This is a genomic window from Streptomyces sp. NPDC001219, assembly GCF_053597915.1.
Genome location: NZ_JBSFJF010000036.1, coordinates 43,062 through 56,129, shown reverse-complemented (window position 1 = coordinate 56,129; position 13,068 = coordinate 43,062). Strand labels below are relative to the sequence as shown.

Here is a 13,068-nt window from a genome sequence, read left to right as displayed (position 1 = left end):
CATTTTCTAGAGCAGCGCTCAATGTGACGCACGCCTGTGACTCCGGTCAATGCTTTCGCATTGAGGATTTTCGTGGTTAGAGTGATGCTCTAATCGAGCTGGAGGTGTGACGGGATGCGGCTGACCCCGACGGAACGCGACCGGCTGCTGCTGTTCGGCGCGGCCGAGCTGGCGCGGACGCGCCGGGCCCGCGGACTGCGGCTGAACGTGCCCGAGGCGACCGCGTTGATCGCGGACACAGTCTGCGAGGCGGCGCGGGACGGGCGCCGCCTCGCTCAGGCCATCGAGGCGGCACGTGCCGTGCTCGGCCCGGACGACGTGCTGCCGGGCGTGGCCGAGGTCGTCACCGAGGTGCATGTGGAGGCCGTCTTCGACGACGGCTCCCGGCTCGCGGTGGTCACCGACCCGATCGGCGCCGGCCCGCCGGCGGACGGGGACGAACGGCCCCCCGCGCCCGGCGCGGTACTGCCCGGCCCGGCCGGTGCGGAGCCGGTACCCGCGGTGGTGCTGACCGTGCGCAACACCGCGACGGTGCCCATCAGCGTCACCTCGCACTTCCACTTCTTCGAGGCCAACCCCCGGCTGGACTTCGACCGCGCCGCCGCCTACGGCATGCGGCTGTGCGTGCCGGCCGGTTCGTCGGTGCGGTTCGACCCCGGCGGCGCCGAGGAGGTGGGCCTGGTCCCGGTCGGCGGCGACCGGATCGCGATCGGCTTCGCCGGTCTCGTCGACGGCCCGCTGGACGCGCCGGGCGCGAAGACGGAAGCGCTGCGGCGGGCCGCCGCCTGCGGCTACCTGGGAGCGGAGGAGAAGGCATGACGGGCAGCATCGACCCCCACGAGTACGCGTCGGTGCACGGCCCGCGGGCCGGCGACCGGGTCGTCCTCGGTGACTCGGGCCTGGTCGTCCGGGTCGAGTCCGACGCCCAGAAACCCGGCGACGAGTTCCTGGCCGGCTTCGGCAAGACCGCCCGTGACGGGCTGCACCTCAAGGCCGCCGCGGTCCGGGAGACCTGTGACGTGGTGATCAGCAACGTCCTGGTCATCGACGCGGTCCAGGGCATCCGCAAGGTGTCCATCGGCATCCGCGAGGGCCGCATCCACGCCATCGGGCGGGCCGGCAACCCCGACACCCTCGACGGGGTCGACGTCGTCGTCGGCACCGGGACCTCGATCGTCTCCGGCGAGGGCATGATCGCCACAGCGGGCGCCGTCGACACCCATGTCCACCTGCTCACACCGCGCGTCATGGAGGCCTCGCTGGCCTCCGGCGTGACCACCATCATCGGCCAGGAGTTCGGCCCGGTCTGGGGCGTCGGCGTCAACTCGCCCTGGGCGCTGGGGCACGCCTTCGGCGCCTTCGACGCCTGGCCGGTCAACATCGGCTTCCTCGGCCGCGGTTCCTCCTCCGGCGACGCCCCGCTGGTCGAGGCGCTCGCCGAGGGCGGCGCCTGCGGCTTCAAGGTGCACGAGGACATGGGCGCCCACGCCCGCGCCCTGGACACCGCGCTGCGGGTCGCCGAGGACCACGACGTCCAGGTCGCCCTGCACAGCGACGGCCTCAACGAGTGCCTCACCGTCGAGGACACCCTGCGCGTCCTGGACGGCCGGACCATCCACGCCTTCCACATCGAGGGCTGCGGCGGCGGCCATGTCCCCAACGTCCTCAAGATGGCCGGGGTCCCCAACGTCATCGGCTCCTCCACCAACCCCACCCTCCCCTTCGGGCGGGACGCGGTCGCCGAGCACTACGGAATGATCGTCTCGGTCCACGACCTGAAGACCGATCTGCCCGGTGACGCCGCCATGGCCCGCGACCGCATCCGGGCCGGCACGATGGGCGCCGAGGACGTGCTGCACGACCTCGGGGCGATCGGCATCACCTCCTCCGACGCCCAGGGCATGGGCCGCGCGGGCGAGACCGTACGCCGTACCTTCGCGATGGCGGGCAAGATGAAGGCCGAACTCGGCCCCATGGAAGGGGACGGCGCCCACGACGACAACGCGCGCGTGCTGCGCTACGTCGCCAAGCTCACCCTCAACCCCGCCATCGCCCACGGGCTCTCGCACGAGATCGGGTCCATCGAGGTCGGCAAGATGGCCGACATCGTGCTGTGGAAGCCGCAGTACTTCGGCGCCAAGCCGCAGCTGGTGCTGAAGTCCGGCTTCCCCGCCTACGGCGTCACCGGCGACCCGAACGCCGCCACCGACACCTGCGAACCCCTGGTGCTGGGGCCGCAGTTCGGGGCGTACGGCGCGACGCCCGCCGAGATCTCCGTCGCCTTCGTCGCCCGTGCCGCCGCCGAACAGGGCGGTGACGGGATGCCCACCCGCCGGCGCCGGGTCGCCGTCCGCGGCACCCGGGGCATCGGCCCCGGCGACCTCGTCCGCAACTCCCGTCTCGGGCAGGTGCAGGTCGACGGGAGCAGCGGACTGGTCACCCTCGACGGCGCACCGATGCGCTCGGAACCGGCCGACACCGTGTCCCTGTCCCGGCTCTACTTCCTGTGACCGCGTCCTGCGGACGTTTCCCCTCCCCGCGCCGCCGGCCGGGCCTGGTGGGCCGGCCGCCGGCGCGAACCCCCGCCTGTAACACCGCTACAGACCCTGAGGACCCCGCATGAACACCCCTGTCGCCGACGGCTTCCGTATGCCCCCGGAGTGGGCCCGGCACGAGCGCACCTGGATGGCCTGGCCCGGACCGAGCTTCACCTTCGGCGAGGAGGGCGGCGAGACGCTGGCCGAGGCCCGCCGCGCCTGGGCGGCCGTCGCCCGTGCGGTCCGCCGCTTCGAGCCGGTCACCGTCGTCGCCGGCACCGGCCAGTCGGCGGGCGCCCGTGCGCTGCTCGGCCCCGGCATCGAGGTCGTCGAGCGCCCGCTGAACGACGCCTGGATGCGCGACATCGGCCCCACCTTCCTCACCGACGGCGCCGGCCGGCTCGCCGCCACCGACTGGGTGTTCAACGGCTGGGGCGCCCAGGAGTGGGCCCGCTGGGACCTCGACGAGAAGATCGCCGAGCAGGTCTGCGCGCTGGCCGGCGCCCGCCGCTACGCGAGCCCCCTGGTCAACGAGGGCGGCGGCCTCCACATCGACGGCGAGGGCACCGTCCTGCTCACCGAGACCGTCCAGCTCGACCCGGGCCGCAACCCCGGCCGCACCCGGGAGGAGGCCGAGGCCGAGATCCACGCCCACCTCGGCACCACCAAGGCGATCTGGCTGCCGCGCGGCCTGACCGCCGACTACGGACAGTTCGGCACCCGCGGCCATGTCGACATCGTCGCCGCCTTCGCCCGCCCCGGCACCGTGCTCGTCCACACCCAGCCCGACCCCGAGCACCCCGACCACGCGATCTGCCAGGAGATCGTCAAGCTGCTGGGCGCGGCCACCGACGCCAGGGGCCGGCAGCTGGAGGTCATCGAGGTGCCCGCCCCGACCGTCATCGAGGAGGACGGCGAGCTGGTCGACCACTCCTACATCAACCACTACCTCTGCAACGAGGGCGTGGTGCTGTGCGCCTTCGACGACCCGCGCGACGAGGAGGCGGCCGCGCTCTTCCGCCGGCTCTTCCCCGACCGGACGGTGACCCTCGTCGACGCCCGTACGATCTTCGCAGCGGGTGGCGGTATCCACTGCATCACCCAGCAGCAGCCGGCGGTCTGATCCGCAGACCCGCCCCAGCCGACCCGGAGGTCCCCGTGCCCGGTCCCGCGCGCCGTCCCCGGCGCCGGCTCACCCAGCCCCGCGAGCAGGTCCTGGCCGCGGCGATGGCCACCATCGCCGCGGAGGGCCTGGACCGGCTGACCATGGCCGGACTGGGCCGCGAGGTCGGCATGAGCAGCGGCCACATCCTCTACTACTTCGGTACGAAGGACGAGCTGCTGCTGCAGACCCTCCAGTGGAGCGAGGAGCAGCTCGGCGCCGAGCGCCGGGCCGCCCTCTCCCGCCGCGTCCCGGCCCGCGAACGGCTCGACGCACTGGTCGACCTCTATCTCCCCGAAGGCCACCGCGACCCGCGCTGGACCCTGTGGCTGGAGGTGTGGAACCGCTCCCAGAACGCCGACGACGAGACCCGCGAACGCCAGCTGGAACTCGAACTGGCCTGGCACCGCGACCTGGTGGCGCTGCTCGTCGAGGGCGTCTCGAAGGGCGAGTTCCGCCCCGTCGACGCCGAACGCCTCGCCACCCGCACCCGCGCCCTCCTCGACGGCTTCGGTTCCCAGCTCGTCGTCGGCCTCCCCGGCACGGACCGGGAGGAAGTGCGCGGCCACGTACGGGAGTTCCTGGACGAGACGCTGTCCGTCCGGCCGAACTGACCTCGCCGGAGCGGGAGTCCCGTGCTCATGCCTCCCGGTGGAAATGGCGGCGGTACAGCCCGGCCGCCTGCTCCGGCGGGCAGTTGGGCAGCGCGCTGATCCCGCCGTCCGCCTTGGCGACGACGATATGTGAGCCTCCCGGATCGCGCGGATAGGCCCCGGGAGGCCGCGGCGGGAATACGGGGTACACCAGGTAGCCGAGGTCGAATTCATGAACCCGCAGCGTGGGTTCCTCTCCGCCCGGCCAGACGTCCGGGAAATGACCGCGCCCGATCTCCAGCGCCTCCTCGGCGGATGCGGGAACGGGCCGCGGCCCGCCGTGTGGCGGCTGCGGTGGCGTCTCGGACATGTGTTTTCGTTTCCCTCCGGCTCGGTGGTTCACCCGGCAGACCGGCCGGGCTCCCGGCCCCGTCGTGACCGCAACGTACGTAAGTAGCTGCGATCGTTGCCGACCGCGCTCTTGCCGACGGCTCCCGGGTCGACGACCGTAACCGGCTATGGGACGAGAGCAATGGAAAAAGATCTGGGTCGGCTCGGCGGGCAATATGGTCGAGTGGTTCGACTGGTTCGTCTACGCAAGCTTCGCGGTGTACTTCGCGGATTCCTTCTTCCCGAAGGGAAATGACACCGCGAACCTCATGAACACCATGGGGATCTTCGCCGTGGGCTTCTTCATGCGCCCGGTGGGCGGCTGGCTGCTCGGCCGGGTCGGGGACCGCAAGGGCCGGAAGGCGGCGCTCACGCTGACCGTCACGCTGATGTCCGCCTCGGCGGTCCTGATCGCCGTCGCCCCCACCTACGGGGTCGCGGGCTACGGCGGAGTCGCCGTCCTGCTCGTCGCGCGGATGCTCCAGGGCCTGTCGGTCGGCGGGGAGTACGCGGCCAGCGCCACCTACCTCACCGAGGCCTCCGCGCCCGGCCAACGCGGTTTCGCCTCCAGCTTCCAGTACGTGTCCATGACCGCCGGGCAGCTGCTCGGCCTGGGCCTCCAGATCGTGCTGCAGCGCACCCTGTCCGAGGACGCCCTGCACAACTGGGCCTGGCGGATTCCGTTCATCATCGGTGCGCTGGGCGCCGCGATCGTCTTCTATCTGCGCCGCAACATGCTGGAGACCGAGGTGTACGCCGCGGACGACAGCGCCAACGCCGACCCGGCGCGCGGCACCCTCAAGGCGCTGCTGGCCCACAAGCGCGAGGCGTTCCTGGTCATCGCGCTCACCATGGGCGGCACGGTCGCGTACTACACCTACACGACCTACCTCACCAAGTACCTCTCGGGCAGCGCCGGACTGCCCAAGCCGACCGCCTCCCTGGTCAGCTTCTGCGCGCTGTTCATCTTCATGTGCATCCAGCCGCTCGCCGGAAAGCTCTCCGACCGGATCGGCCGCCGCCCGCTGCTGATCACCTTCGCGGTCGGCTCCACGCTCCTGACCGTGCCGATCATGACGATGCTCAGGCACGCCGGCAGCTTCTGGCCGGCCCTCGGCCTCTCGCTGCTCGCCCTGGTCGTCGTCACCGGCTACACCTCGATCAACGCCTGTGTGAAGGCCGAGCTGTTCCCGACCGGCATCCGCGCGCTGGGCGTGGCCCTGCCGTACGCCATCGCCAACGCGCTGTTCGGCGGCACCGCGGAGTACGTCGCCCTGTGGTTCAAGGACGGCGGTATCGAGTCCGGCTACTACTGGTACGTCGCCGGCTGCGCCGCGGTCTCGCTGATCGTCTACCTCACGATGCGCGAGACCCGCTCCATCGACCTGCACCGGGTCGGCAAGCAGGACACCGGCGAGGGCAGCGAGGCACGCGTGCTCGCATCCTGAGACGGTCCGGGAGCCGGCCGGGCGCGGGCGGGGGAGTCCGTCGCCGGCCGCGGGGCGTCCGTCCCGGCCGGAACCGGCCTTCCCCGCCCGCGGCAGGGCCGGTTCCGGGGTAGGCGCGCGGGGGGCCGGCTGGTTGGCTGAACGGCATGAAGATCAAGAGACACTTATGCCTGCCGCTGCTGCTGACCGGCCTGCTGGCCTCGGCCGTCGCGGCCCCGTCCACGGCGACGGCCCGGACCGGCGGGGCGCACCCGGCCACGGCGCCGCCGGCCACGTCCCGCCCGGCCGCCGACGACATCCGGGCCAGGATCGCGGCCGTACCCGGGATGCGGGTGGTCAAGGAGAACCACCCCGCCCCGGCCGGCTACCGCTCCTTCGCGCTGGTCTACCGCCAGCCCGTCGACCACCGGCACCCCGGCGGGGGAAGCTTCGAGCAGCGGCTGTCGCTGCTCCACCGGTCCACCGCCCGGCCGATGGTGCTCTACACGGGCGGCTACGACCTCAACTACCAGGAACCCGCGTTCCGTGCCGAGCCGACCGACATCCTGGACGGCAACCAGCTCAGCGTCGAGCAGCGGTACTTCGGCACCTCCCGCCCGCACCCCACCGACTGGTCGAAACTCGACATCTGGCAGGCGGCGAGCGATCACCACCGGCTGATCCGGGCCCTCAAGACGCTCTACCGCGCCGCCTGGATCTCCACCGGCACCAGCAAGGGCGGGATGGCCACCGTCTACCACCGGCGCTTCTACCCGCACGATGTGGCCGGCTCCGTCGCGTACTCGGCACCCAACAACACCGACGACCGGGACGACACCGCCGAGGACCGCTTCCTCCAGCGGGTCGGCTCGCCCGCCTGCCGGAACGCGCTCACAGCGGTGCAGCGCGCGGTGCTCGGGACCCGGCGAGCGGAGATGGCGGGCCGCCTGGCGCGCTGGGCCGCGGGGCAGGGCGAGACGTTCCACACCATCGGCAGCACCGACCGCGCCCTGGAGCTCACCGCGCTGCAGCTGCCGATGTCCTTCTGGAAGCAGAAGGACAAGGCGGACGACTGCGGCGCGATCCCCGGGCCCTCCGCCCCCGGCGAGGCGCTGTTCACCTGGTTCGCAGACAAGACCATGCTCCCGGCCTTCAGCGATCGCCACCTGTCCCCCGCCACCGCGTCCTTCTACCAGTTGGGCACACAGCTCGGCTATGTGTCGCTCGCCGCCCCGCAGCTCGCCGGGATGCTGCGCCACCCCGGCATCCAGGAGATGCGCACCTATGTGCCGCGCGGCATTCCGCTGCGTTTCCAGCCGGACGCCATGCCCGACATCGACCGCTGGGTACGCCACCACGGCAGCGAGCTGCTGTTCGTGTACGGCGAGATGGACCCCACCCGGGCCGAGCCCTTCCGTACGGGCAGGGGCAGCCGGGACGCGCACGTCTACCTGGCCCCGCACACCAGCCACGTCGTGAGCATCGGGAGGCTGGCGCCCCGGGACCGTGCACGGGCCACCGCCGCGCTCCGGCGCTGGGCGGCGGTGGACGGTCCGGCCGCATAGTGAGACTGCCGCGTGTCCGGCCCCGGGCGTGTGGCAGACTGCGGACCGTGCTCTCGTTCGCCATGATTATTGGCAGCAGGCGCGCCGGTCCGCAGTGACCGCCCCGTACGAACCGAGTACGGCGCGGCCACCCTCGTCCCCGACCCGCGCGCAGACCTCTCGCACCCGCGAGGGGTTTTTTCGTTTCCGGCCCACACTCACCGGAGGCGGAGCGCGAGGGACCATGGAGGGACGGTGGAACCGGTCATTCCGGTAGACCGAGATCCCGACAGGAGCCAGACCCGCATGACGGACGCACCCTCCCACCCGTCCCACCGGCCCGCCGACGCGGTGCCCGACGACTTCCACGTCTTCGACACCACGCTCCGCGACGGCGCCCAGCGCGAGGGCATCAACCTCACGGTCGCCGACAAGCTGACGATCGCCCGGCACCTCGAGGACTTCGGGGTGGGCTTCATCGAGGGCGGCTGGCCCGGCGCCAACCCGCGGGACACCGAGTTCTTCCAGCGGGCCCGCGAGGAGATCGACTTCCGGCACGCCCAGCTGGTCGCGTTCGGCGCCACCCGCAAGGCCGGTGTCCGCGTCGAGGACGATCCGCAGGTCGCCGCGCTGCTGGAGTCCGGGGCCCCGGTCGTCACGCTGGTCGCCAAGTCCCATGCCGGACATGTGGAACTGGCGCTGCGCACCACACCCGAGGAGAACCTCGCGATGGTGCGGGACACCGTCGCCTACCTGCGTGAGCAGGGCCGCCGGGTCTTCCTCGACTGTGAGCACTTCTTCGACGGCTACGCCCTGGACGCGGTCTACGCCAAGCAGGTCGTCCGGACCGCGAGCGAGGCCGGCGCCGATGTCGTGGTGCTCTGCGACACCAACGGCGGGATGCTCCCGGCCCAGATCACCGCCGTCGTACGGACCGTCCTCGCGGACACCGGCGCCCGGCTGGGCATCCACGCCCAGGACGACACCGGCTGCGCCGTCGCCAACACCCTGGCCGCGGTGGACGCGGGCGCCACCCACGTCCAGTGCACCGCCAACGGCTACGGCGAGCGGGTCGGCAACTCCAACCTCTTCCCGGTCGTCGCCGCGCTGGAGCTGAAGTACGGACGCCGGGTGCTGCCCGAGGGCAAGCTCGCCGAGACCACCCGGATCTCGCACGCCATCGCCGAGGTCGTCAACCTCACCCCCTCCACCCACCAGCCCTACGTCGGGGTCTCCGCCTTCGCGCACAAGGCCGGACTGCACGCCTCCGCCATCAAGGTCGACCCGGACCTCTACCAGCACATCGATCCGGCGCTGGTCGGCAACACCATGCGGATGCTGGTCTCCGACATGGCCGGCCGGGCGTCCATCGAGCTCAAGGGCAAGGAGCTGGGCTTCGACCTGAGCGGCGACCGCGAACTGGTCGGCCGGGTCGTCGAGCGGGTCAAGGAGCGGGAGCTGGCGGGCTACACCTACGAGGCCGCCGACGCCTCCTTCGAACTGCTGCTGCACGAGGAGGTCCAGGGCCGGCCGGTGCGCTACTTCACCGTCGAGTCCTGGCGCGCGATCGTCGAGGACCGCCCGGACGGTACGCATGCCAACGAGGCGACCGTGAAGCTGTGGGCCAAGGGCGAGCGGATCGTTGCCACCGCCGAGGGCAACGGCCCGGTCAATGCGCTGGACCGGGCGCTGAAGGTGGGCCTGGAACGGATCTATCCGCAGCTGGCCCGTATGGAGCTGGTGGACTACAAGGTCCGCATCCTGGAGGGCACCCTGGGCACCGGCTCGATCACCCGGGTCCTGGTCTCCACCAGCGACGGCCGCGGCGAGTGGTCCACGGTCGGCGTCGCGGAGAACGTCATCGCCGCGTCCTGGCAGGCGCTGTACGACGCCTACGCCTACGGGCTGCTGCGCGCCGGGGTCGAGCCGCAGGAGTGAGCGGCCTGGCCGGGTGACGGCCGCAGCCCCGCACGGCCCTCGGGGGAGAGGCCGGCGCGGGGCCGTGGTGTGTGGGGGGGGAGGGGATCAGGCCTGCGGGGCGGCCTTGACGGCCGAGATGTCGAAGGTGAGCTTGACCTTGTCGCTGACCATGACGCCGCCGGTCTCCAGCGCGGCGTTCCAGGTCAGGCCCCAGTCGGAGCGCAGGATCTCGGCGCTGCCCTCGAAGCCGACCCGCTCGGCGCCGTAGACGTCGGTGGCCGCGCCGTGGAACTCCAGGTCGATGGTGAGCGGCCGGGTGACGTCCCGGAGGGTGAGGTCGCCGGTGATGCGGTAGCGGTCGCCGCGCACGCGCTCGGCGGCGGTGCTGCGGAAGGTCATCAGCGGGAAGGACTCGGCGTCGAAGAAGTCGGCGCCGCGCAGATGCGCGTCGCGGTCCGCGATCCCGGTGTCGATGCTCGCGATCGTGACGTCCAGGGAGGCGGTCGAGCGGGACGGCTCGGCGCCGTCGAGGTGCAGGGTGCCCTCGTGGCCGGCGAAGGCGCCGCGGACGTTGGTGACCATGGCGTGCCGGACGGTGAAGCCGATGCTGCTGTGCGCCGGGTCGATGGTGTAGTCGCCGGTCAGCGCCGCGAGCGCGGGGTCCGCGGGGAGGGCGGCTGCTGCGGCGGCGGGGGTGGCGGTGTCGGCGGTGCGCTTGCGGTGGAACAGAGCCATGGCTCCTCCTCGGGGACGGCGCACAGGGCGTGCGCAAAGGTTGTTTAAGCTTCAACGACATGCACCGTAACCCGGATCTGGTTCAACATTCAACCTCTTGCGTCCGGCCGGGCCCGCCGGGCCTCCGCCGGACGGGTGGTGCGGGCGCCTCCGGCCCGGTCATTGCCGCGTGGTGACGGCCCGTGCTAGACCATCGGGAAATCCCAAGTGCACAGCGCCACCCCCCAGTTGACGCCTGGAGAGGACCGACCGTGCCACCAGTTCCCGGCCCGCCCGCCTGGTCACGCAGAGGATTTCTCGCCGCCTCCACCGCGGGCGCGCTCGCCCTCACCGTGGGCCCCGCGTACGCCACCCCCGGACCGGCCGCGGCGGCCGACGAGTTCACCGCCCTCCGCCGCCGCTGGTGCGAGCTCACCCTGGGGACCGGCTTCGACCCCACCGCCCCGCCCTACGCCACCGCCCTCCAGGAGACCGGCGCCCTCGCGACCACCTTCCAGGCGGGCATGCGCCCGGCCGCCGGCTCGCTCTGGCCCGACTGCCGCTACGACCCGCCGTCCGGCATCACCCGCAGCTACGGCCGGCTGCAGACCATGGCCCAGGCCTACGCCCAGCCCGGCACCGGCCGCACCGGCGACCCCGCCCTCGCCGAGGCCCTGGTCACCGGCCTCGGCCACCTCGACGCCACCGTCTACCACCCCGCCACCACCCGCTACGGAAACTGGTGGGAGTGGCAGATCGGCAGCCCCCGCCTCCTCCTCGACACCGTCGCGCTCCTCGACGAACGGCTGCCCGGGGGCCTCGGCGACGCGCTGCGCGAGCGCTGTCTGGCCGCCGTCGACCACTTCGTGCCCGACAGCATGCTCGGCGACTACGCCGGGACCAGCACCGGCGCCAACCGCGTCGACCTGTGCCGGGTGGTCGCCCTGCGCGGCGTCCTCGGCCGCGCCCCCGACAAGATCGCACTGGCCCGCGACGCCCTCTCCCCGGTCTTCCCGTACGTCACCGAGGGCGACGGGCTCTACGCCGACGGTTCCTTCATCCAGCACACCTGGGTCGCCTACTCCGGCACCTACGGCTATGTCCTGCTGGACGGCCTCGGCCGGCTGTTCTCCCTGCTCGCCGGCTCGTCCTGGCAGATCACCGACCCGGCCCGGCAGATCATCCACGACAGCGTCGAGCGGGCCTACGCCCCGCTGCTCCACAACGGCCTGATGATGGACAGCGTCAACGGCCGCGCCGTCAGCCGCGGCTACCTCCGCAGCGACGAGCGGCACGTCCTGCGCAGCGACCACTACCACGGCCACGCCCTGATCGCCGCGGTCGCGCTGCTCGCCCGGAGCGCGAGCGGGGCCGAGCGGGACCGCTGGCACGCCATGATCAAGGGCTGGATCGCCCGCGACCGTACGCTGCCCGTCCTCACCGACCGGCAGTACGCGGTCGCCGACCTCGCCCGGCTCGCCGCGATCGCCGAGAGCGCGGCGCCCACCGCCCCCGAACCCGTCGGCCACCGGCTGTTCCCCGCCATGGACCGCGCCGTGCACCGCCGCCCCGGCTGGGCCGCCGGCCTGGCCATGGCCTCCGACCGCATCGCGTACTACGAGAACGGCAACGGCGAGAACCCGCGCGGCTGGCACACCGGCGCCGGCATGCTCTCCTGGTGGGGCGCGGACTTCGGCGGCGACCAGTACACCGACGCCTTCTGGCCCACCGTCGACCCCTACCGGCTGCCCGGCACGACCGTCTCCACCAAGCGGCTGGCCGACAACGAGGGCGGCGGCTGGGGCGAGCCCAAGCCCGCCGTCCGCTGGGTCGGCGGCACCACCGACGGCACCTTCGCCGCCATCGGCCAGCACCTGCGCGGTCTGGGCTCGACCCTCACCGCCCGGAAGTCCTGGTTCGCGCTCGCGGACTGCGTGGTCTGCCTGGGCGCCGGCATCACCGCCCGCGACGGGGTGCCCGCCGAGACCGTCGTCGACAACCGCTGCCTGGGCGAGTCCGGCACCGCCCTGCTCACCGTCGACGGCGTACCGCAGCCCGGCACCCTCGGCGCGACCACCGCCTTCCGCCGCGCCCACTGGGCCCACCTCGCCGGACACGGCGGCTACGTCTTCCCCGGCGGCGCCCCCCTCACCGCGCTGCGCGAGGCCCGCACCGGCTCCTGGCACGACATCAACAGCGGCTCCTCCCCGCAGCCGTTCACCCGCCGCTACCTCACCCTCTGGCACGACCACGGCACCGACCCCACCGACGCCGGCTACGCCTACCTCCTCATGCCGGGCGCCACCCCGCGCACCCTCGCCGCCCGCGCCGCCGACCGGCACTGGCTGACCGTGCTCGCCAACGACGCGGGCGCGCAGGCGATCGCCGTCGACCCGCTCGGCGTAACGGCCGCCAACTTCTGGCGGGCGGGCGCCGCCGGGCCGCTCACCGCCGACGGCCCGGCGAGCGTGCTGGTCCGGGAGCGGCGCCGGGGGCGGACGGCGGGCCGCGGGCACACCGCGAAGCTGTGCCTCGCCGCCCCCGAGCGCACCGGTGAGACGCTGGAGATCACCTGGTCGCGGCCGGTGGGCGCGGTGCTCGCCCACGACCCGGCGATCGAGGTGCTGGCCACCGGGCGGGCCCTGAGACTGCGCCTGACCCCCGGTACCGGCTGCGCCACCCACACCTGCACGGTGCGGCTGCGCTGATCCGGAACCCGACCCGCCCGACCAACCGGTCACCACAACAACGCTCGGCCGCTCTTTGTCGAGCCCATACAGA

Annotated in this window: 10 protein-coding genes; 8 read left to right on the top strand and 2 right to left on the bottom strand. The window is 72.7% G+C overall.

Annotated elements, in window-relative coordinates:
• The first annotated feature begins 114 nt into the window (after positions 1–114).
• From ureA to ACWC9R_RS22665, 4 genes are all read left to right on the top strand, one after another.
• Positions 115–819 (top strand): urease subunit gamma, encoded by a 705-nt coding sequence (gene ureA / locus ACWC9R_RS22680; protein ID WP_450734003.1) that lies wholly within the window; start codon positions 115–117, stop codon positions 817–819.
• The gene (locus ACWC9R_RS22675; protein ID WP_450734001.1) at positions 816–2,510 is read left to right on the top strand and encodes an urease subunit alpha; all 1,695 of its coding nucleotides are present in this window, start codon (positions 816–818) and stop codon (positions 2,508–2,510) included. Before ureA ends, ACWC9R_RS22675 begins: the two co-directional genes overlap by 4 nt.
• 109 nt (positions 2,511–2,619) lie before the next feature.
• On the top strand, positions 2,620–3,660 hold the full coding sequence (locus ACWC9R_RS22670) for an agmatine deiminase family protein (RefSeq protein WP_450733999.1): 1,041 nt from the start codon (positions 2,620–2,622) through the stop codon (positions 3,658–3,660).
• A gap of 35 nt (positions 3,661–3,695) precedes the next feature.
• Positions 3,696–4,313, top strand: a complete 618-nt coding sequence (locus ACWC9R_RS22665) for a TetR/AcrR family transcriptional regulator (RefSeq protein WP_393363336.1) — start codon at positions 3,696–3,698, stop codon at positions 4,311–4,313.
• Positions 4,314–4,338: 25 nt separating this feature from the next.
• On the opposite strand, the gene ACWC9R_RS22660 is transcribed toward ACWC9R_RS22665, so the two are convergent.
• Positions 4,339–4,662 (bottom strand): hypothetical protein, encoded by a 324-nt coding sequence (locus tag ACWC9R_RS22660; RefSeq protein ID WP_450733998.1) that lies wholly within the window; start codon positions 4,660–4,662, stop codon positions 4,339–4,341.
• 148 nt (positions 4,663–4,810) lie between these two features.
• Between ACWC9R_RS22660 and ACWC9R_RS22655 the strand changes: the two genes are divergently transcribed.
• The 3 genes from ACWC9R_RS22655 (at position 4,811) to cimA (ending at position 9,591) form a co-directional block, all read left to right on the top strand.
• Positions 4,811–6,130: an MFS transporter gene (locus ACWC9R_RS22655; protein WP_450733996.1), complete on the top strand. Its 1,320-nt coding sequence runs from the start codon at positions 4,811–4,813 to the stop codon at positions 6,128–6,130.
• Positions 6,131–6,276: 146 nt separating this feature from the next.
• Positions 6,277–7,674 carry a S28 family serine protease gene (locus ACWC9R_RS22650; protein ID WP_450733995.1) on the top strand — a complete coding sequence of 466 codons (1,398 nt, stop codon included), beginning with the start codon at positions 6,277–6,279 and terminating at the stop codon, positions 7,672–7,674.
• A 285-nt stretch (positions 7,675–7,959) separates the two neighbouring features.
• The gene (gene cimA, locus ACWC9R_RS22645) at positions 7,960–9,591 is read left to right on the top strand and encodes a citramalate synthase (protein WP_450733993.1); all 1,632 of its coding nucleotides are present in this window, start codon (positions 7,960–7,962) and stop codon (positions 9,589–9,591) included.
• A gap of 87 nt (positions 9,592–9,678) precedes the next feature.
• Here the strand turns inward: cimA and ACWC9R_RS22640 are convergent, their stop codons facing one another.
• The gene (locus ACWC9R_RS22640; protein WP_450733991.1) at positions 9,679–10,308 is read right to left on the bottom strand and encodes a YceI family protein; all 630 of its coding nucleotides are present in this window, start codon (positions 10,306–10,308) and stop codon (positions 9,679–9,681) included.
• A gap of 251 nt (positions 10,309–10,559) precedes the next feature.
• Here ACWC9R_RS22640 and ACWC9R_RS22635 point away from each other — a divergent pair, with 251 nt between their 5' ends.
• Positions 10,560–12,995 (top strand): polysaccharide lyase 8 family protein, encoded by a 2,436-nt coding sequence (locus ACWC9R_RS22635; protein ID WP_450733989.1) that lies wholly within the window; start codon positions 10,560–10,562, stop codon positions 12,993–12,995.
• The last annotated feature ends 73 nt before the right edge of the window (positions 12,996–13,068 follow it).